At 76.3% G+C, this 13,410-nt stretch carries 11 protein-coding genes; 4 read left to right on the top strand and 7 right to left on the bottom strand.

Annotation, left to right across the window (positions count from 1 at the left end; genetic code table 11):
* Positions 1-96: 96 nt before the first annotated feature.
* The 5 genes from KBY47_RS31490 to KBY47_RS31470 all read right to left on the bottom strand — a co-directional run bounded on the left by KBY47_RS31490 (position 97) and on the right by KBY47_RS31470 (position 7,041).
* Entirely contained in the window at positions 97-1,731 is a 1,635-nt protein-coding gene (locus KBY47_RS31490; RefSeq protein ID WP_210927191.1) for a CdaR family transcriptional regulator, read from the bottom strand.
* A gap of 93 nt (positions 1,732-1,824) precedes the next feature.
* The gene (locus tag KBY47_RS31485) at positions 1,825-2,829 is read right to left on the bottom strand and encodes a DUF5914 domain-containing protein (protein ID WP_210927189.1); all 1,005 of its coding nucleotides are present in this window, start codon (positions 2,827-2,829) and stop codon (positions 1,825-1,827) included.
* Positions 2,826-3,842 (bottom strand): phytoene/squalene synthase family protein, encoded by a 1,017-nt coding sequence (locus KBY47_RS31480; protein ID WP_210927187.1) that lies wholly within the window; start codon positions 3,840-3,842, stop codon positions 2,826-2,828. Before KBY47_RS31480 ends, KBY47_RS31485 begins: the two co-directional genes overlap by 4 nt.
* The gene (crtI, locus tag KBY47_RS31475; RefSeq protein ID WP_247695531.1) at positions 3,839-5,371 is read right to left on the bottom strand and encodes a phytoene desaturase family protein; all 1,533 of its coding nucleotides are present in this window, start codon (positions 5,369-5,371) and stop codon (positions 3,839-3,841) included. The genes KBY47_RS31480 and crtI overlap by 4 nt, the downstream gene beginning before the upstream one ends.
* Positions 5,371-7,041, bottom strand: coding sequence for a polyprenyl synthetase family protein (locus KBY47_RS31470; protein ID WP_210927183.1), 1,671 nt, complete (start codon positions 7,039-7,041; stop codon positions 5,371-5,373). Before KBY47_RS31470 ends, crtI begins: the two co-directional genes overlap by 1 nt.
* A gap of 247 nt (positions 7,042-7,288) precedes the next feature.
* Between KBY47_RS31470 and KBY47_RS31465 the strand changes: the two genes are divergently transcribed.
* From KBY47_RS31465 to KBY47_RS31455, 3 genes are read left to right on the top strand one after another with little or no spacing between them, the layout of a single operon-like run.
* Positions 7,289-8,485 carry a lycopene cyclase family protein gene (locus KBY47_RS31465; protein WP_210927181.1) on the top strand — a complete coding sequence of 399 codons (1,197 nt, stop codon included), beginning with the start codon at positions 7,289-7,291 and terminating at the stop codon, positions 8,483-8,485.
* Between the two features lie 22 nt (positions 8,486-8,507).
* The gene (locus KBY47_RS31460) at positions 8,508-9,233 is read left to right on the top strand and encodes a methyltransferase domain-containing protein (RefSeq protein ID WP_210927179.1); all 726 of its coding nucleotides are present in this window, start codon (positions 8,508-8,510) and stop codon (positions 9,231-9,233) included.
* Positions 9,230-10,819 carry an FAD-dependent oxidoreductase gene (locus KBY47_RS31455; protein WP_210927177.1) on the top strand — a complete coding sequence of 530 codons (1,590 nt, stop codon included), beginning with the start codon at positions 9,230-9,232 and terminating at the stop codon, positions 10,817-10,819. The genes KBY47_RS31460 and KBY47_RS31455 overlap by 4 nt, the downstream gene beginning before the upstream one ends.
* 11 nt (positions 10,820-10,830) lie before the next feature.
* Here KBY47_RS31455 and KBY47_RS31450 read toward each other — a convergent pair whose 3' ends face one another.
* Positions 10,831-11,871, bottom strand: coding sequence for an NAD(P)-dependent alcohol dehydrogenase (locus KBY47_RS31450; RefSeq protein WP_210927175.1), 1,041 nt, complete (start codon positions 11,869-11,871; stop codon positions 10,831-10,833).
* 121 nt (positions 11,872-11,992) lie between these two features.
* Here KBY47_RS31450 and KBY47_RS31445 point away from each other — a divergent pair, with 121 nt between their 5' ends.
* On the top strand, positions 11,993-12,448 hold the full coding sequence (locus tag KBY47_RS31445) for a hypothetical protein (RefSeq protein WP_247695530.1): 456 nt from the start codon (positions 11,993-11,995) through the stop codon (positions 12,446-12,448).
* A 6-nt stretch (positions 12,449-12,454) separates the two neighbouring features.
* Here the strand turns inward: KBY47_RS31445 and KBY47_RS31440 are convergent, their stop codons facing one another.
* Positions 12,455-13,408 carry an endonuclease/exonuclease/phosphatase family protein gene (locus tag KBY47_RS31440; RefSeq protein ID WP_247695529.1) on the bottom strand — a complete coding sequence of 318 codons (954 nt, stop codon included), beginning with the start codon at positions 13,406-13,408 and terminating at the stop codon, positions 12,455-12,457.
* Positions 13,409-13,410 lie beyond the last annotated feature (2 nt).

Below are 13,410 nucleotides of genomic sequence, written 5' to 3'. Positions count from 1 at the left end.
CGAGCGTCGGTCCCGGAGGGCGTCCCTGTCTTCGTGGCTCAGCACGAAGCATCGGGGATTGTTTGTGCCGTGCCACCAACCCCTGACCAAAACCGGTCAATCCGCTCCCGGGCCGCCCCGCGCCAGCCGTACCGCCAGCGTCACCACCAGCCGCGTGTCCGGGTCGTCGAGGTCGATGCCGTACCGTTCCCTGACCCTCCGCAGCCGGTAGCGCAGGGTGTTGGCGTGCAGTGTCAGGCGCTCGGCGGCGCGCGGGACGTCACCGCCGGTGTCGAAGTACGCCGTCAGCGTGCGGACCAGCTCGCCGCCCCCCGTCGCCAGATCCGCCGCGATCATCTCCTCGACCGGCCCGGCGGCCTCCCGCCACAGCGGCCGTACGGCGTCCAGCACCCGCAGCACGGCCACGGTCTGCGCCACCTCCTCGGGCCCCGCGTGCCGGACGGGACGTTCCCCAGGAGCCGCCCGGGCCGCACGGTCCCGCAAGGCCCGTACGACCAGCAGCGCCCCCGCGTGGGAGTCGGCCGCGTCCAGCGGGGAGTGCACCAGTGGACCGGCGCCGATCCACACCGCCGCCGCGTCCGGCAGCCCGGCGGCCAGCGCGTCGAGTTCCCGGGCCAGCCGCACCGCGTCCCGGGCGTCGCCGTCGGGGACCGGCAGCAGCACCGTCAGCCGATGGCTCTCCCGCAGCACCCGCGCGGTGGAACGGTGGGCCAGCGCCTGCAACGACAACGCCTGGAGCGCGCGTTCGGCGGCGGGGTGAACGGCACGGTCCCGTTCGGCGACGAGCACGGCACACGGCATCCCGGGTGCCAGGCCCAGCGACCACACATGGGTGCCCCGGTCGCCGTCACCGTGCAGCAGCTCCCGTAGCGCGTGTTCCTCCCGGCCCCGGCCGACGCCCGCCCGCAGCCGGTGCTGCAACAGATAGGGCACGGCGGCCTCCGCCGCACGGCGCAGCACCCGCGGCGCGTCCGGCGACAGCCGCCGGCCGTCGGCGGCGGCCCACAGCGAGCCGAGGATCTCGCCGCCGCTGCGGACGGCGACCACCAGACGCTCCGGGTCGTCGCCGTCGGCCGGGCGGTGGATCACGTCACGGGAACTCCACAGTGCCCGCAGCAGACCGCTGCGGCGCAGCTCGGCGACCCGCCAGTCGGGGACCTTGCCCTCCAGGATGGTGGACTGCCGCAGACCGTCCGCGTCCGTGCTGGTCGCCGAGTGCGCCAGGACCCGGAACCGGGTGTCCTCCACGGTGATCGACGCCCGGCAGGACCGGGCGACCTCCGCCGCCAGCGCCGCGAGCCCGTCGCCCGGGGCGTCCCGCGCGAGCGGGTCCGCCGTACCGGCCGCCGCGAACGCCGTCGCCGCGCGCAGCAGCTCCGCTGTGGCGCCCCAGTCGGCCCACTCGGCCCGCGCCAGCAGCGCGACCCCGTGCTCCCGTGCCGCCGCCGACACCTCGGCGGGCAGCGACCGCGGGCCGTGACTGCGCAGCACGACCGCGGCGGCGCCCCGGCGGCCCGCCTCCCGGACGACCTCCGCCGCGGCCACCGCGTCCGGCCCGTGGCCGGTGGCGAGCACGATCCGCCCCTCGTGCGGCCGCGCCGCCGCCTCCTCGCCGATGATCACACCGTGGACGGCGACGTCCTGTCCGGCCGGGGCCAGCAGCAGCCCGAGGACGCCGTCCTCGTCGTGGTCGAGGATCTGCCGCAGGGTGACGTCCGGGGAGCCGGTCATGCCGGCGCGCGGCGGCTGAGGGCGGTACGCATGGTCTCAAGGATACGAAGGGCCCGGTCAGCGGCCCTTCTTGGTGGTCGGGGAAGCGTCCCGTCAGCCGGGAAACCGTCCGGTGGACCGCAGCTCCCAGCGCCGTTCCGCGTACGCCAGGTCGTCCCGCCACAGCCGCCCCGCCGCCGCCCGCACCAGGGGCCGCAGCAGCGGCGCCGCCCGGCGGGCGACGGCGAACCCCGGCCTGCCGGAGGCCGCGACCACCGCCTCGACGACCGCCGTGCGCGGGCGGCCCCGCTCGTCCGCCCCCAGCGGCGTGGCGTGCGTCTCGACGACGGAGCCGGCGCCCTCGCCCTCGACGATGCGCATGACGACCGTACGCGGCTCGGGAGCCGTGAAGACGGCCCGCACCGGCACCACCAAGCGCCCCGCCACCTTGAAGGAGACGTCCACGGTGAACCCGTCCTCCGGTGCCCGCACCGCCCCGGTCACGGTCAGGTCGACGAAGGAGTACGGGTGGTACCAGGCCCCGTGCCAGGGGTCCAGCCGGTTGGCGACCACGTCCTCGGGCTCGCAGACGCCGATGCCGACGTACACGGCGGACAGCGCCCGCCCAGCGGTGGGGCGGGGCGGCACCACCGGCGCGTCCAGCGGGGCCTCGCCGCCCGGCTCGTCGAGCCGGACCCACACCAGTACGCCGTCGTCGTGCACCGGCAGCGGCTCCCAGCCCGCGGCCGCCGCGCCGTCCAGGGCCAGCCCGTGCCAGTGGCACACCAGCGTGCCGCAGCGCACCGGACTGTCCCGCAGCGGCGCCCCCAGATGCGGGCAGATCCCCGGCCCGGCCACCAGCCGCCGGTCGGCACGCCGCCAGACGACGATCTCCTGGCCCGCGACGGTCAGCGCCAGCGGGCGTTCCGTGCCGACGTCCCGGGAGGCGCCCACGACGTACCAGTTGCCGGACGGCCGTGCCTGGGACCGCTTCAGCGCCTCGGCGATCAGGGCGGGCTTCGCCTCCCGCCACGTCGGACGCTGCCGGTCCCAGGGGACGGGCCGGCGCCGCAGCGAGAGCGGGAAGCGGCGCCTGCGGCCGGGGTCGTCGAGCCTCACGCGACCTCCTCGTGCCGCCGCAGCCGCCCCGCCGCCGGAGCGCTCAGCACGTCCGGCGGGGCGGCGGGGCGTGCGTTCCCGGCCCGCAGCCGCCCGGCGACCACCCGCACGAGCCCGTCCGCGGCGACCGCCGCACGGCGCCGCCGGGGCACCACCGCACGGCGGTGCAGCACCGGGTAGCCGTCCCGGGCGACGGCGTCCAGGATGCCGCCGTACAGCACGAACGCCGTGCGGATGCAGGGCCGCGACACCGGGTCGAGCATCGCCAGCCCCGGTGCCGCCTCCCGGTAGACGCCCCGGGTGAGCGCCTCGAACTCCTTCAGCGCGGCGGTGATGCGCCGGTCCGGGCGGCCGGTGTCCCGGCTCCAGCGCAGCAGCGGCCGGTCGACGCCGTGCGCGGCGAGCAGGTCGCCGGGCAGGTAGACACGACCGCGGTCGAGGTCCTCGCCCACGTCCCGCAGGAAGTTGCTCAGCTGGAAGGCGACGCCGAGGGCGGCCGCGTGCGGGGCGGCCACCTCGCGCGGCACCACAGTGCCCAGTACCGGCAGCATCTGGAGCCCGATCACGGCGGCCGAGCCGTGCACATAGCCGCGCAGGTCCGCGTAGGTCGGATAGTCGGTGACCACCAGGTCCGCGCGCATCGCCGCCATGAAGTCGGTGAAGTGCGCGTGGTCGATGGCGTAACGGCGGGCGGTGTCGGCGAGGGCCCGCACCACCGGTTCGCCGTCACCGTGTCCGTCGCGCAGGCCCCGCTCCAGCTGCCGGTGCAGCGCGGACAGCGCGGCCACCCGCTGGCTCGTCCGGACGCCCGGGTCCAGTGAGTCGACGATGTCGTCCGCCCAGCGCGCGAACCCGTACAGCGCGTGCACGGCGGGCCGCCGCTCGACGGGCAGCAGCCGGGTGGCGAGGAAGTACGTCCTGCCGTGCCGGGCGTTGAGGGCGCGGCAGTGCCGGTAGGCGGCGCGCAGCTCCGGGTCGGTGATGCGGGCGGCGTCGAGTTCGCGGGCGGTCATGCGGCCCTGCCCTGCCTGGCGCGCGCCGGACGCCGGACGGGGGAGCGGCCGGGCGGTCCGGTGACGCGGGCCGCGGCCAGCTTCCCCGACACCAGCACCGTCGGCACCCCGACCCCCGGCGTCGTACCGCATCCGGCGAGGACCGCGTTCTCGGTGCCCCGCACCAGGTTGCGGGGCCGGAACGGGCCCGTCTGGGCGAAGGTGTGGGCGGCCGAGAACGGCGTACCGGCGGCATGCCCGCGCGCCTGCCAGTCGGCCGGGGTGACCAGGCACTCCTCCTCGATGGCGGCGCCGATCCCGTCGAGGCCGCGCCGCTCCAGATGCCCCAGCAGCTCGTCGCGGTAGCGGGGGCCGAGGTGGGACCAGTCGGTGGCGCCGGGGCCCAGGTCGGTGTTGGGGCAGGGCGCGAGGACGTAGTGCAGGTGGCGGCCCGGGGGCGCGAGGTGCGGGTCGGTGGCGGTGGGGCGGGTGATGAGCAGGGACGGATCGCTCATCAGCCGTCCGGTGCGGGTGAGTTCACGGAACGTGCCGCGCCAGGCCGCGCCGAACGACAGGGTGTGGTGGGCGAGCTGGGGCCAGGTGCGGTCGGTGCCCGCGTGCAGGACCACCGCCGACGGTGAGTGCCGCAGCGGCAGCGGTCGCCGGGGCGGTCCGCCGAGCAGCCGGTAGGTGACGGGCAGGTCGGGGGTGAGCACCACGGCGTCGCACGCCACCCGGTCCCGGTCGGTGACGACGGCGGTGATCCGCCCGCCGGACCGCTCCAGCCGCGTCACCCGCTCCCCGAACCGCAGCTCGGCGCCCGCGTCGGCGGCGGCGTCCGCCATCGCCTGGGGCAGGGCGTGCATGCCGCCGCGCGGGAAGTACACCCCGGCGACGGTGTCCATGTAGGCGATGACGGCGTACGCCGCCAGCGCCCGCTCCGGCGGCACCCCCGCGTACAGCGCCTGGAAGGAGAACACCCGCCGCAGCCGCTCGTCCCGCAGGAAACGGCCGATCCGGACGTCCAGGCGGCCGAACCCGCCGAGCGCGGCCAGCCGGGCGAGGTCGGTGCCGACCAGGCCGAACGGGGAGTCGAAGTTGGCGTCGATGAAGCGGCGCACCTGGGCGCGGTAGAGCCGCTCCAGCCAGTCGCGCAGCCGCAGGTACCCGGCCGCCTCCGCGGGCCCGGCGAACCGCTCCACCTCCGCGGCCATCGCCTCGGCTTCGGTGTGCACGTCGAGCGCGCTGCCGTCCGCGAAGCGCGCCCGGTACGCCGGGTGCAGCCCGATCAGCTCCACCCGCCCGCGCAGACTGTCGCCGACCGCGGCGAACGCCTCCTCGGCGAGGTGCGGCATCGTCAGCACGGTCGGCCCGGTGTCGAGGCGGTAGCCACCGAGATCCAGCCGTCCCGCGCGCCCCCCGGGCAGCGCCTCCCGCTCCACGACGGTCACCCGCCGCCCGGCCCCCAGCAGATGCAACGCCGCCGCCAGCCCGGCGAGCCCGGCCCCCACGACGACCACATGATCCGTACGCCCGGAAACGGTCCGCATCACCGGGCCACCTCCTCGGGGGCGGCCGGGGCGGCTTCGCTCCGGCGGGGTGCGTGCTCGGTGGTGTCCGCCCTGGATTCGCTCCGGCGGGGCGCGTGCTCGGCGGTGCTCGGTGGTGGTTGGTTGCGGTGGTCCGTCTCCTCGGCGGCGGGTACGACGGGTTCGCTTCGGTGGTCCGTCTCCTCGGCGGCGGACGCGGCGGGTTGGGTCAGGTGGCCGATGTCCTCGGTGTCGCCCGTCACGGCTTCGCTCCGGCGGGGCGTGTGCTCGGCGGTGGTTGGGTCCGGTTCGCCCCAGCGGCCCGAGTCCTCGGCCGTGGACGCGACGGGCTCGCTCCGTCCGTGCGTGTGCTCGGCGGTGGCCGGCTCCGGTTCGCTCCGGCGGTCCACCTCCCCTGCGGTGGCCACGGGCCCGCTCCGGCCGTCGGCTCCTTCCGCGACCGGTTCGCGCCGCCGCCTCGCCCCCGCCCCCACCGCGGCCAGCAATTCCCGCAGCGCAGCCCCCGCCTCTCCCTCCAGCGACGCTCCGTCGAAGTGCCGTAGCCCCCGTGCCGTCAGCCGTTCGATCCTGGTCTCCACCGCGGCCCGCGCGCCCGTCCGTTCCAGTGCCTCGCGCACCTCCGCCAGGCCGTCCCGGGTCAGTCGCGCGTTGCCGACGTTGCGTTCCAGCGCGGTGAGGGACCGGTCGTCGCCGGTGGCCCGCGCGCGAGTCCGGGCGACCGCGAGCAGGAAGGTCGGCTTGCCGACCCGGATGTCCCCGCCGGACGGCTTGCCGGTGCGGGCCGGGTCACCGAACACGTCGTCGAGGTCGTCGCGGAGCTGGAACGCCGTCCCGATCAGACGGCCCGCCGAGCACAGCGCCCCGGTCGTCGGACCGTCGGCCCCGGCCAGCGCGGCCCCCAGCTCCAGCGGCCGCTCCACCGAGTACCGGGCGCTCTTGAGACAGGCCGCCCGCAGCGCGCCCGGCAACGACCGCGCCCCGGTGGCCTGGCCGTGGACGTCGAGGTACTGGCCCGCCACCATCTCCGTCCGCATGTCCCGCCAGATCCTCCGCACCCGGGCCTCCACCCCGGCCGGGAACACCGTCGCGGCGACCGTGTCGTCCGCCCACGCCAGCGCCAGATCGCCCGCGAGGACGGCCGCCGCCGTGCCGAACGCCTCGATCCGGCCGGGCGGCACGGCACCGGCGTAGCGTGCGCCGATGTCGCGGTGCAGCGCGGGACGACCGCGCCGCCGTACCGCGTCGTCCATCACGTCGTCGTGGACCAGCGCACAGGTCTGGAGGAGTTCCAGGGCCGCGCCCAGCCGCAGCGCCGCACCGGCCGACTCCTCGGCACCGCCGCCGCAGGCCGAGAGCGCGCCCCACAGCAGCCGGGGGCGGGTGCGTCCACCGCCCTCGCGGGTGAAGCGTGCGACGCGCTCCGCCAGGTCGGCGGCGAACAGGGGTTCCACCGCGCGGGCCTGGCCGACTCGGTCGTCGAGCAGTTCGTCGAGCACCTGTCCGACCGCCGCTCGCACATCCACGTCGACGGCGCGCGGTCCGGTCCGCTGCGGTGGGCGGGCGGTTGGGCCGTCCGGCCGCACCCGCACGGTGGACACCGGCAGGGGCACCGGGCGGGGCACGGGCGGCACGGTCGCCGCGGGGGCGGCCTTCGCCGGGGTGGGGCGCATCCGGCTTCCTCTCGTCGTACTCGCGGACGGCTCGGTCACGCCCGACATTCCGCGCCGGTGCCGCGCGCGGATGCGGCCGGGCCGGAACCACCGCACCGAGGTCTGCTTCGTCTTCTTCCTTCCATGTCCGGGGCCCGGCGCGGCTCCGCCGTACGGGCGACGCACATGCGGGTGACCCGCATCCGATCGGGCACCCGGCCAGGAATGCTCACGGTGGGCACGCCGGACCGGCCGGGAGGAGGGTGCCGTGCGCGACGTGGACGTCGCCGTCGTGGGCGCGGGTGCCGCCGGGCTGTCCCTGGCGCACCGCCTGGCGGCACCCGCCGCCCCCGGCACCCGGCGGCTGTCGGTGGCGTTGCTGGACGCCCCGCCCGGCCCGCTGCGCCCGCCGCCGCGCACCTGGTGCTTCTGGGAACCCGGCCGGGGCCGCTTCGACGCCGCGGTCAGCGCCTCCTGGCGGCACCTGCGGGTGCGCCCGGCCGCCGGCCCGCCGATCGTGGGCGACATCGCACCCCTGCGCTACAAGATGATCAGGTCCGACGACTTCGAGTACCTCGTCGGCCACGACCTGGCTCGCAGCACCGCCGTACACCGTGTCGAGGCGGCGGTGGAGACCGTCGAGGACGTGCGCGGAGGCGCCCAAGTCCACTGGCGCGACGGCCGGGGGCGGCCGTACGCGCTGCGCGCCCGCTGGGTGTTCGACTCCCGCCCGCCGGGCAGTCTCCCGGCCGCCCGCACCACGCTGCTCCAGCACTTCCACGGCTGGTTCGTCCGCACCGCGCGCCCCGCCTTCACCCCCGGCACCGCCGACCTGATGGACTTCCGCACCCCACAGCCCGCCCACGGCCTGTCCTTTGGCTACGTCCTGCCGCGCGGACGCCACGAGGCGCTGGTGGAGTACACCGAGTTCTCCGCGCGGCCCCTGACGGCGGACGCCTACCGGGCCGCCGTACGCCACTACGCCCAGGACGTGCTGCGCCTCGGCGACCTGGAGGTGCTCGCCACCGAGACGGGCGTCATCCCCATGACGGACGCGCCGCTGCCCCGGCAGACCGGCGCGTCCGTCTTCCGCATCGGGGCCGCGGGCGGCGCCACCAGGCCCTCGACGGGCTACACCTTCGCCGGACTGCAACGCCAGACGCGTGCCGTGGCGGATGCCCTGCGCCGGGGCCGCCACCCGCTGCCGCCCCCGGCCCACTCCGCACGCTCCCGCGCCATGGACGCCGTCCTGCTGCACGCCCTGGACGGCGGCCACGTCGACGGACCCGCGCTCTTCACGCGGCTGTTCACACGGGTGCCGATGAAGCGGCTGCTGCTCTTCCTGGACGGCCGCACCGCCCTCCACGAGGACCTCGCCATCGGTCTGCGCACCCCCGTGCGGCCCATGCTCCGCGCGGCGACGGAACTGCCCCGGCTGCCCCGCCGCCCCTTCGACGGCCCCTGACCGCCCACCCCCTGGAGACCCCATGACCGTGCTGCGCGACGAGCCGCTGGCCGCCGCCTTCGACCACGCGGCCCGCGGCTACGACCTGCTCACCGCCGCCAACCCCGGCTACCACGCCCAGCTGCGCCGCTCGGTGCGACGGCTCGGCCTGCCCCGCTACGGCGAGGGGCTGCGCGTGCTCGACCTCGGCTGCGGCACCGGCGCCTCGACCGCCGCGCTCGCCGAGATCCTGCCCGGCGCCCGGATCACCGCCGTGGACGCCTCAGCGGGCATGCTGGAACGGGCCGCGGCCAAACCCTGGCCGGACGGTGTGACCTTCGTGCACACCCCCGCCGAGAGCCTCGCCGAGGCGGGCGTCAACGGGCCGTTCGACGCGGTGTTCGCCGCCTACCTGTTCCGCAACGTCGCCGACCCCGACGCCGTCCTCACCGCCGTGCACGACCTGCTCGCCCCGCACGGCCGGCTCGGCGTGCACGAGTACACCCTCAGCGGACGCCGCGCCGACCGCGCCGTGTGGACCCTGGTCTGCCGGGGCATCGTCCAGCCCGCCGCCACCGCCCTCGGCGACGGCCCCCTCTACCGCCACCTGTGGCGCAGCGTCGTCGACTTCGACACCGCGGAACGCTTCGCCGACCGGCTGCGCGCCGTCGGTTTCGACCGCGTCCGGACGCTGCCGCTGCCCGGCTGGCAGACCGGCATCACCCACACCTTCGTCGCCCGCCGCGCCCAGCCGGAGCCCGCCGAATGAGCCCGCAGCGCCGACCCCGCCCCGAGACGCCCCCGTCCCCGAAGCCCGCCCGCCGCGGCCGGGACCGCCGCGCCCGGGTCCTGCCCGCGCCGCCCGGCGCCCCCAGGCTCTCCGCCGCTCGGCCCCGTACCGTGGCGGTCGTCGGCGGCGGGATCGCCGGGCTCGCCGCCGCGACCGCGCTCGCCGAACGCGGTGTCGCGGTGACGCTGTACGAGCGTGAGCCCCAGCTCGGCGGCCGGGTCGCGGGCTGGCCGACCGTCCTCGCGGACGGCAGCGAGGCGACCATGAGCCGCGGCTTCCACGCCTTCTTCCGCCAGTACTACAACCTGCGCGGTCTGCTGCGCCGCACCGATCCCGGACTGCACCGGCTCACCGCGCTGCCGGACTACCCGCTGCACCACAGCAGCGGCCTGTACGACAGCTTCCGCCGGGTGCCGCGCACCCCGCCGCTGAGCGCGCTCGGCTTCGTCGCCCTCAGCCCCTCCTTCGGCCCCCGCGACCTGCCCGGCATCCACCCGCTCGCCGCCCTGCCGCTGCTCGACGTCCGCGTCCCCGACGTCTACGACCGCCTCGACGGCATCAGCGCCCATGACTTCCTGGACGCCGTGGGCTTCCCGCCCCGGGCCCGTCATCTGGCGTTCGAGGTGTTCTCCCGCAGCTTCTTCGCCGACCCGAGGGAACTGTCGGCGGCCGAGATGGCGCTCATGTTCCACATCTATTTCCTCGGCTCCTCCGAGGGCCTCCTCTTCGACGTGCCCAACGCCCCCTACCCGACGGCCCTGTGGGACCCCCTCGCCCGCTACCTGTGGGGCCACGGCTCCGACCTGCGCACCGGGACCGCCGTGGAGGCCGTCACCCCCACGCCCGACGGCGGCCACACCGTCGCCGACGCGCACGACGAGGAGCGGTACGACGCCGTCGTGCTCGCCCTGGACACAGGGGGTCTGCGCGACCTCGTCGCCCGCTCCGAGCGGCTCGCCGACGGCGCCTGGCGCGAGCGGATCGCCCGGCTGCGCACCGCACCGCCGTTCCTGGTCAGCCGCCTGTGGCTGGACCGGCCCGTGGCACCGCAGCGCCCCGGATTCCTCGGCACCAGCGGCTACGACGGCCTCGACAACGTCAGCGTCCTCGAACGCTGGGAGGACGAGGCGGCCCGCTGGTCGCGGCGCACCGGCGGATCCGTCGTCGAACTGCACGCCTACGCCGTACCGGCGGACCGCTCCCGCGCGGTCGTGCAGAAGGAACTGCTGGACCGGCTGCACCGCATCTGGCCGGAGACCCGCGCGGCCTCCGTCGTCGACGCCCGCCACGAATGGCGCGCCGACTGCCCGCTGTTCCCCGTCGGCGGCCACCCGGACCGCCCCACCGTCCGCACCCCGCACCCGGGTCTGGTCCTCGCGGGTGACCTGGTCCGCGCGGACCTGCCCGTGGCGCTGATGGAACGCGCGGCGACCACCGGTTTCCTCGCCGCCAACCGGCTGCTGCGCCGCTGGGGCGTGCGCGGGCAGACCCTGTGGACCGTGCCGGACCGCGGCCGTCACGCCCCGCTGTGCGCGCTGGCGGGCTGGGCGGCCCGCCGTGGCTGAGCGGGGGCCGGTCAGCCGTTCGGCACGATCACCGCGCGGCCCTGGACCTTCCCGGCGTGCAGCCGCTCGTAGGCGAGCGGGGCGTCGTCGAGCGGGTACGTCTCGGTGTCCACCGACACCGCGCCCGACCGCGCCAGCGCCAGCACCTCGATCAGCTCGCCGCGGGTTCCCCAGTAGGGGGAGTTCACCGACACCTCGAAGGGCAGGACGCCGAAGCCGACGGGCAGCGCCGCGCCGCCGATGCCGACGATGCTGATGTCCGCCTCGACCGCCGCGACGGCGCCCGCGGTGGTCACGGTGGGCTCCACGCCGACGAAGTCGAAGACCGCCTCCGCGCCCAGACCGCCGGTCAGCTCCCGCACCGCGTCCGCCGCCCGCTCGTCCGACACCACGGTCTCGTGCGCGCCCACCGTGCGGGCCAGCCGCAGCTTCTCCTCGGAGACGTCGAGGGCGACGACCCGGGCCGAGGTCAGTGCCCGCAGCAGCTGGATCGCCACATGGCCGAGACCGCCGGTGCCGATGACGACGGCTGTGGAGCCCGGCACCAGCTTGGGCAGGGACCGCTTGATCGCGTGGTACGGGGTGAGTCCCGCGTCGGTGAGCGGGACGGCGGCGACCGGGTCGAGGCCGTCCAGCGGCACCAGGTGCCGGGCGTCGTCGACGAGCAGGTACTCGGCCATCGAGCCCGGGCGGCCGAGTCCGGGCGGGAAGATTCCGAGGGTCGCGGCGCGCAGGCAGTAGTTCTCCTTGCCCTCGGCGCACTTGGCGCAGGTGCCGCAGCCCCAGGGCCCGTACACCGCCACCGCGTCGCCCTCGGCGACGCCGCTCACCCCTTCGCCCAGGGCGGCGACGGTGCCGACGCCCTCATGGCCGAGGGTGAGGGGCAGCCGGTAGGGGAAGCCCTCCGCGGGCCAGCTCATCACCGCGATGTCGGAGTGGCACACACCGGCGGCGGTGACCTTCAGCAGGACCTGCCCCGGGCCCGGCTCCGGGTCGGGCACGGTCACGACCTCCGGGGCGGCGCCGATGGTGCGGTACTGCAATGCCTTCATGTCCGGACTCCTTCGTCCGTGAGGTGGGGGCACACCCAAGTGTGGTGGGAATCCGGGGTCGCGGCCTCTCGAGCCGACGGCGCACGGACGCCCGCGATCATGGCCCGCTATCCTCCTTGGCATGTCATCGCCAACATCACCCATACCGCCCGTACCGCCCGTTCCCGGCACCCGGCCCGCCCCCGCCGCGGCGCCCCGCAGGCCCTGGCCCGCCCTGGCCGCGGCCCTCGTCGTGGGGCTGGTCGTGGGCGGCGGCGCGGTCGGTGCCGCCTGGGCGCTCGACGGTGACGACGGCTCCCCCGGAGCGGCGGACGACGCCCGGGCCGCCTGCCGGGCGCTGGACGGCTTCGAGGAGGCCGACTACACCAAGGACGGACCCGCGGGCGAGATCGCCATGAACCGCTTCGCCGCCGCGATCGTCCTGTCCGCCTCGGCGGCCGCCGCCGACACGGAGCACAAACCGCTCGCGGAGGCCCTGCGCGAGGCGCAGAACCAGCACGCCCGCACCTTCGACCTGGCCGACCCCAAAGTGCACAAGCCGCTGACGACGGCCCGGGACATCTGCGCCGACCTGTGACCGGCGCTACCGCCCGAGAGCGATCCGCGCGGCGACCGGCAGATGGTCGCTGCCGGTGCGGGGCAGCGTACGAATCTGCTCCACGGCCGCCGAACGGGCCATCACCTGGTCGATCCGGGCCACCGGGAAGGACGCCGGGAAACTGAAGGCGAAACCCCGCTCCGCCGTGTTCAGCCGGGAGGTGAGCGGGGCCAGGCCGCGGTCCTCGACCGTGCCGTTGAGGTCACCCAGCACCAGCACCCGGGGCACCGGCTCGGCGGCGACGGCCCGGCCCAGCAGGCCCGCGCTCTCGTCGCGCCACTCGGAGGCGAGGCCGCTCGCCCGGACCCGGACCGACGGCAGATGCGCGACGTACGCCGCCACGTCGCCGTACGGGGTGTCGGCCACGGCCCGCAGACCGCGGTTCCACGACTCGGTGATCCCCGCGGGCTTGATGTCCAGCGGGCGTGCCCCGCTGAGCGGATACCTCGACCAGAGACCGACCGTGCCCCGCACCACGTGGTGCGGGTAGCGGGCGGCGAGCGTCTCCTCGTAGACCGGCAGGGCCGCGGGCACCAGTTCCTGGAGCGCGATCAGGTCAGGGTCGGCGGCGGCCAGGGCGCGGGCCGTGCCCGCCGGGTCGGGGTTCACGTCGCTGACGTTGTGCTGCACCACGACCAGCTGGCGCGGACCGGCCCCCGGCGCCGCCAGGAGCAGCCCGCCGAAGTGGTCCGTCCAGGCCGCGACCGGCAGCAGCAGGGCGAGCAGCGCCACCGCCGACCGGTACAGCAGCGCCAGCCCGAACAGCACGGCGACCACCAGGCCGAGCCAGGGCAGGAAGACCTCCAGCAGACTGCCCAGTCGCCCGACCCGGTTGGGCACCAGCCGGTGCCCCGCCAGCAGCAGTGCCGTGAGCGCCGCGAGCCCGCAGAGCACCACCGCGGGCCGGGTCCGCTCCGCCATCCGTCCTGTCGCTGTCATGG

It is taken from the genome of Streptomyces sp. B93 (assembly GCF_018070565.1).
Classification (GTDB): Bacteria; Actinomycetota; Actinomycetes; order Streptomycetales; family Streptomycetaceae; genus Streptomyces.
This window is presented reverse-complemented; position numbering and strand designations above follow the sequence as displayed.

Excerpts from the sequence above, each read along its gene's own strand:
- crtI (WP_247695531.1), bottom strand. The coding sequence starts at position 5,371 with ATGCGGACCGTTTCCGGGCGTACGGATCATGTGGTCGTCGTGGGGGCC.
- KBY47_RS31450 (WP_210927175.1), bottom strand. The coding sequence starts at position 11,871 with ATGAAGGCATTGCAGTACCGCACCATCGGCGCCGCCCCGGAGGTCGTG.
- KBY47_RS31470 (WP_210927183.1), bottom strand. The coding sequence starts at position 7,041 with ATGCGCCCCACCCCGGCGAAGGCCGCCCCCGCGGCGACCGTGCCGCCC.
- KBY47_RS31460 (WP_210927179.1), top strand. The coding sequence starts at position 8,508 with ATGACCGTGCTGCGCGACGAGCCGCTGGCCGCCGCCTTCGACCACGCG.
- KBY47_RS31490 (WP_210927191.1), bottom strand. The coding sequence starts at position 1,731 with ATGACCGGCTCCCCGGACGTCACCCTGCGGCAGATCCTCGACCACGAC.
- KBY47_RS31455 (WP_210927177.1), top strand. The coding sequence starts at position 9,230 with ATGAGCCCGCAGCGCCGACCCCGCCCCGAGACGCCCCCGTCCCCGAAG.
- KBY47_RS31480 (WP_210927187.1), bottom strand. The coding sequence starts at position 3,842 with ATGACCGCCCGCGAACTCGACGCCGCCCGCATCACCGACCCGGAGCTG.
- KBY47_RS31445 (WP_247695530.1), top strand. The coding sequence starts at position 11,993 with ATGTCATCGCCAACATCACCCATACCGCCCGTACCGCCCGTTCCCGGC.
- KBY47_RS31440 (WP_247695529.1), bottom strand. The coding sequence starts at position 13,408 with ATGACAGCGACAGGACGGATGGCGGAGCGGACCCGGCCCGCGGTGGTG.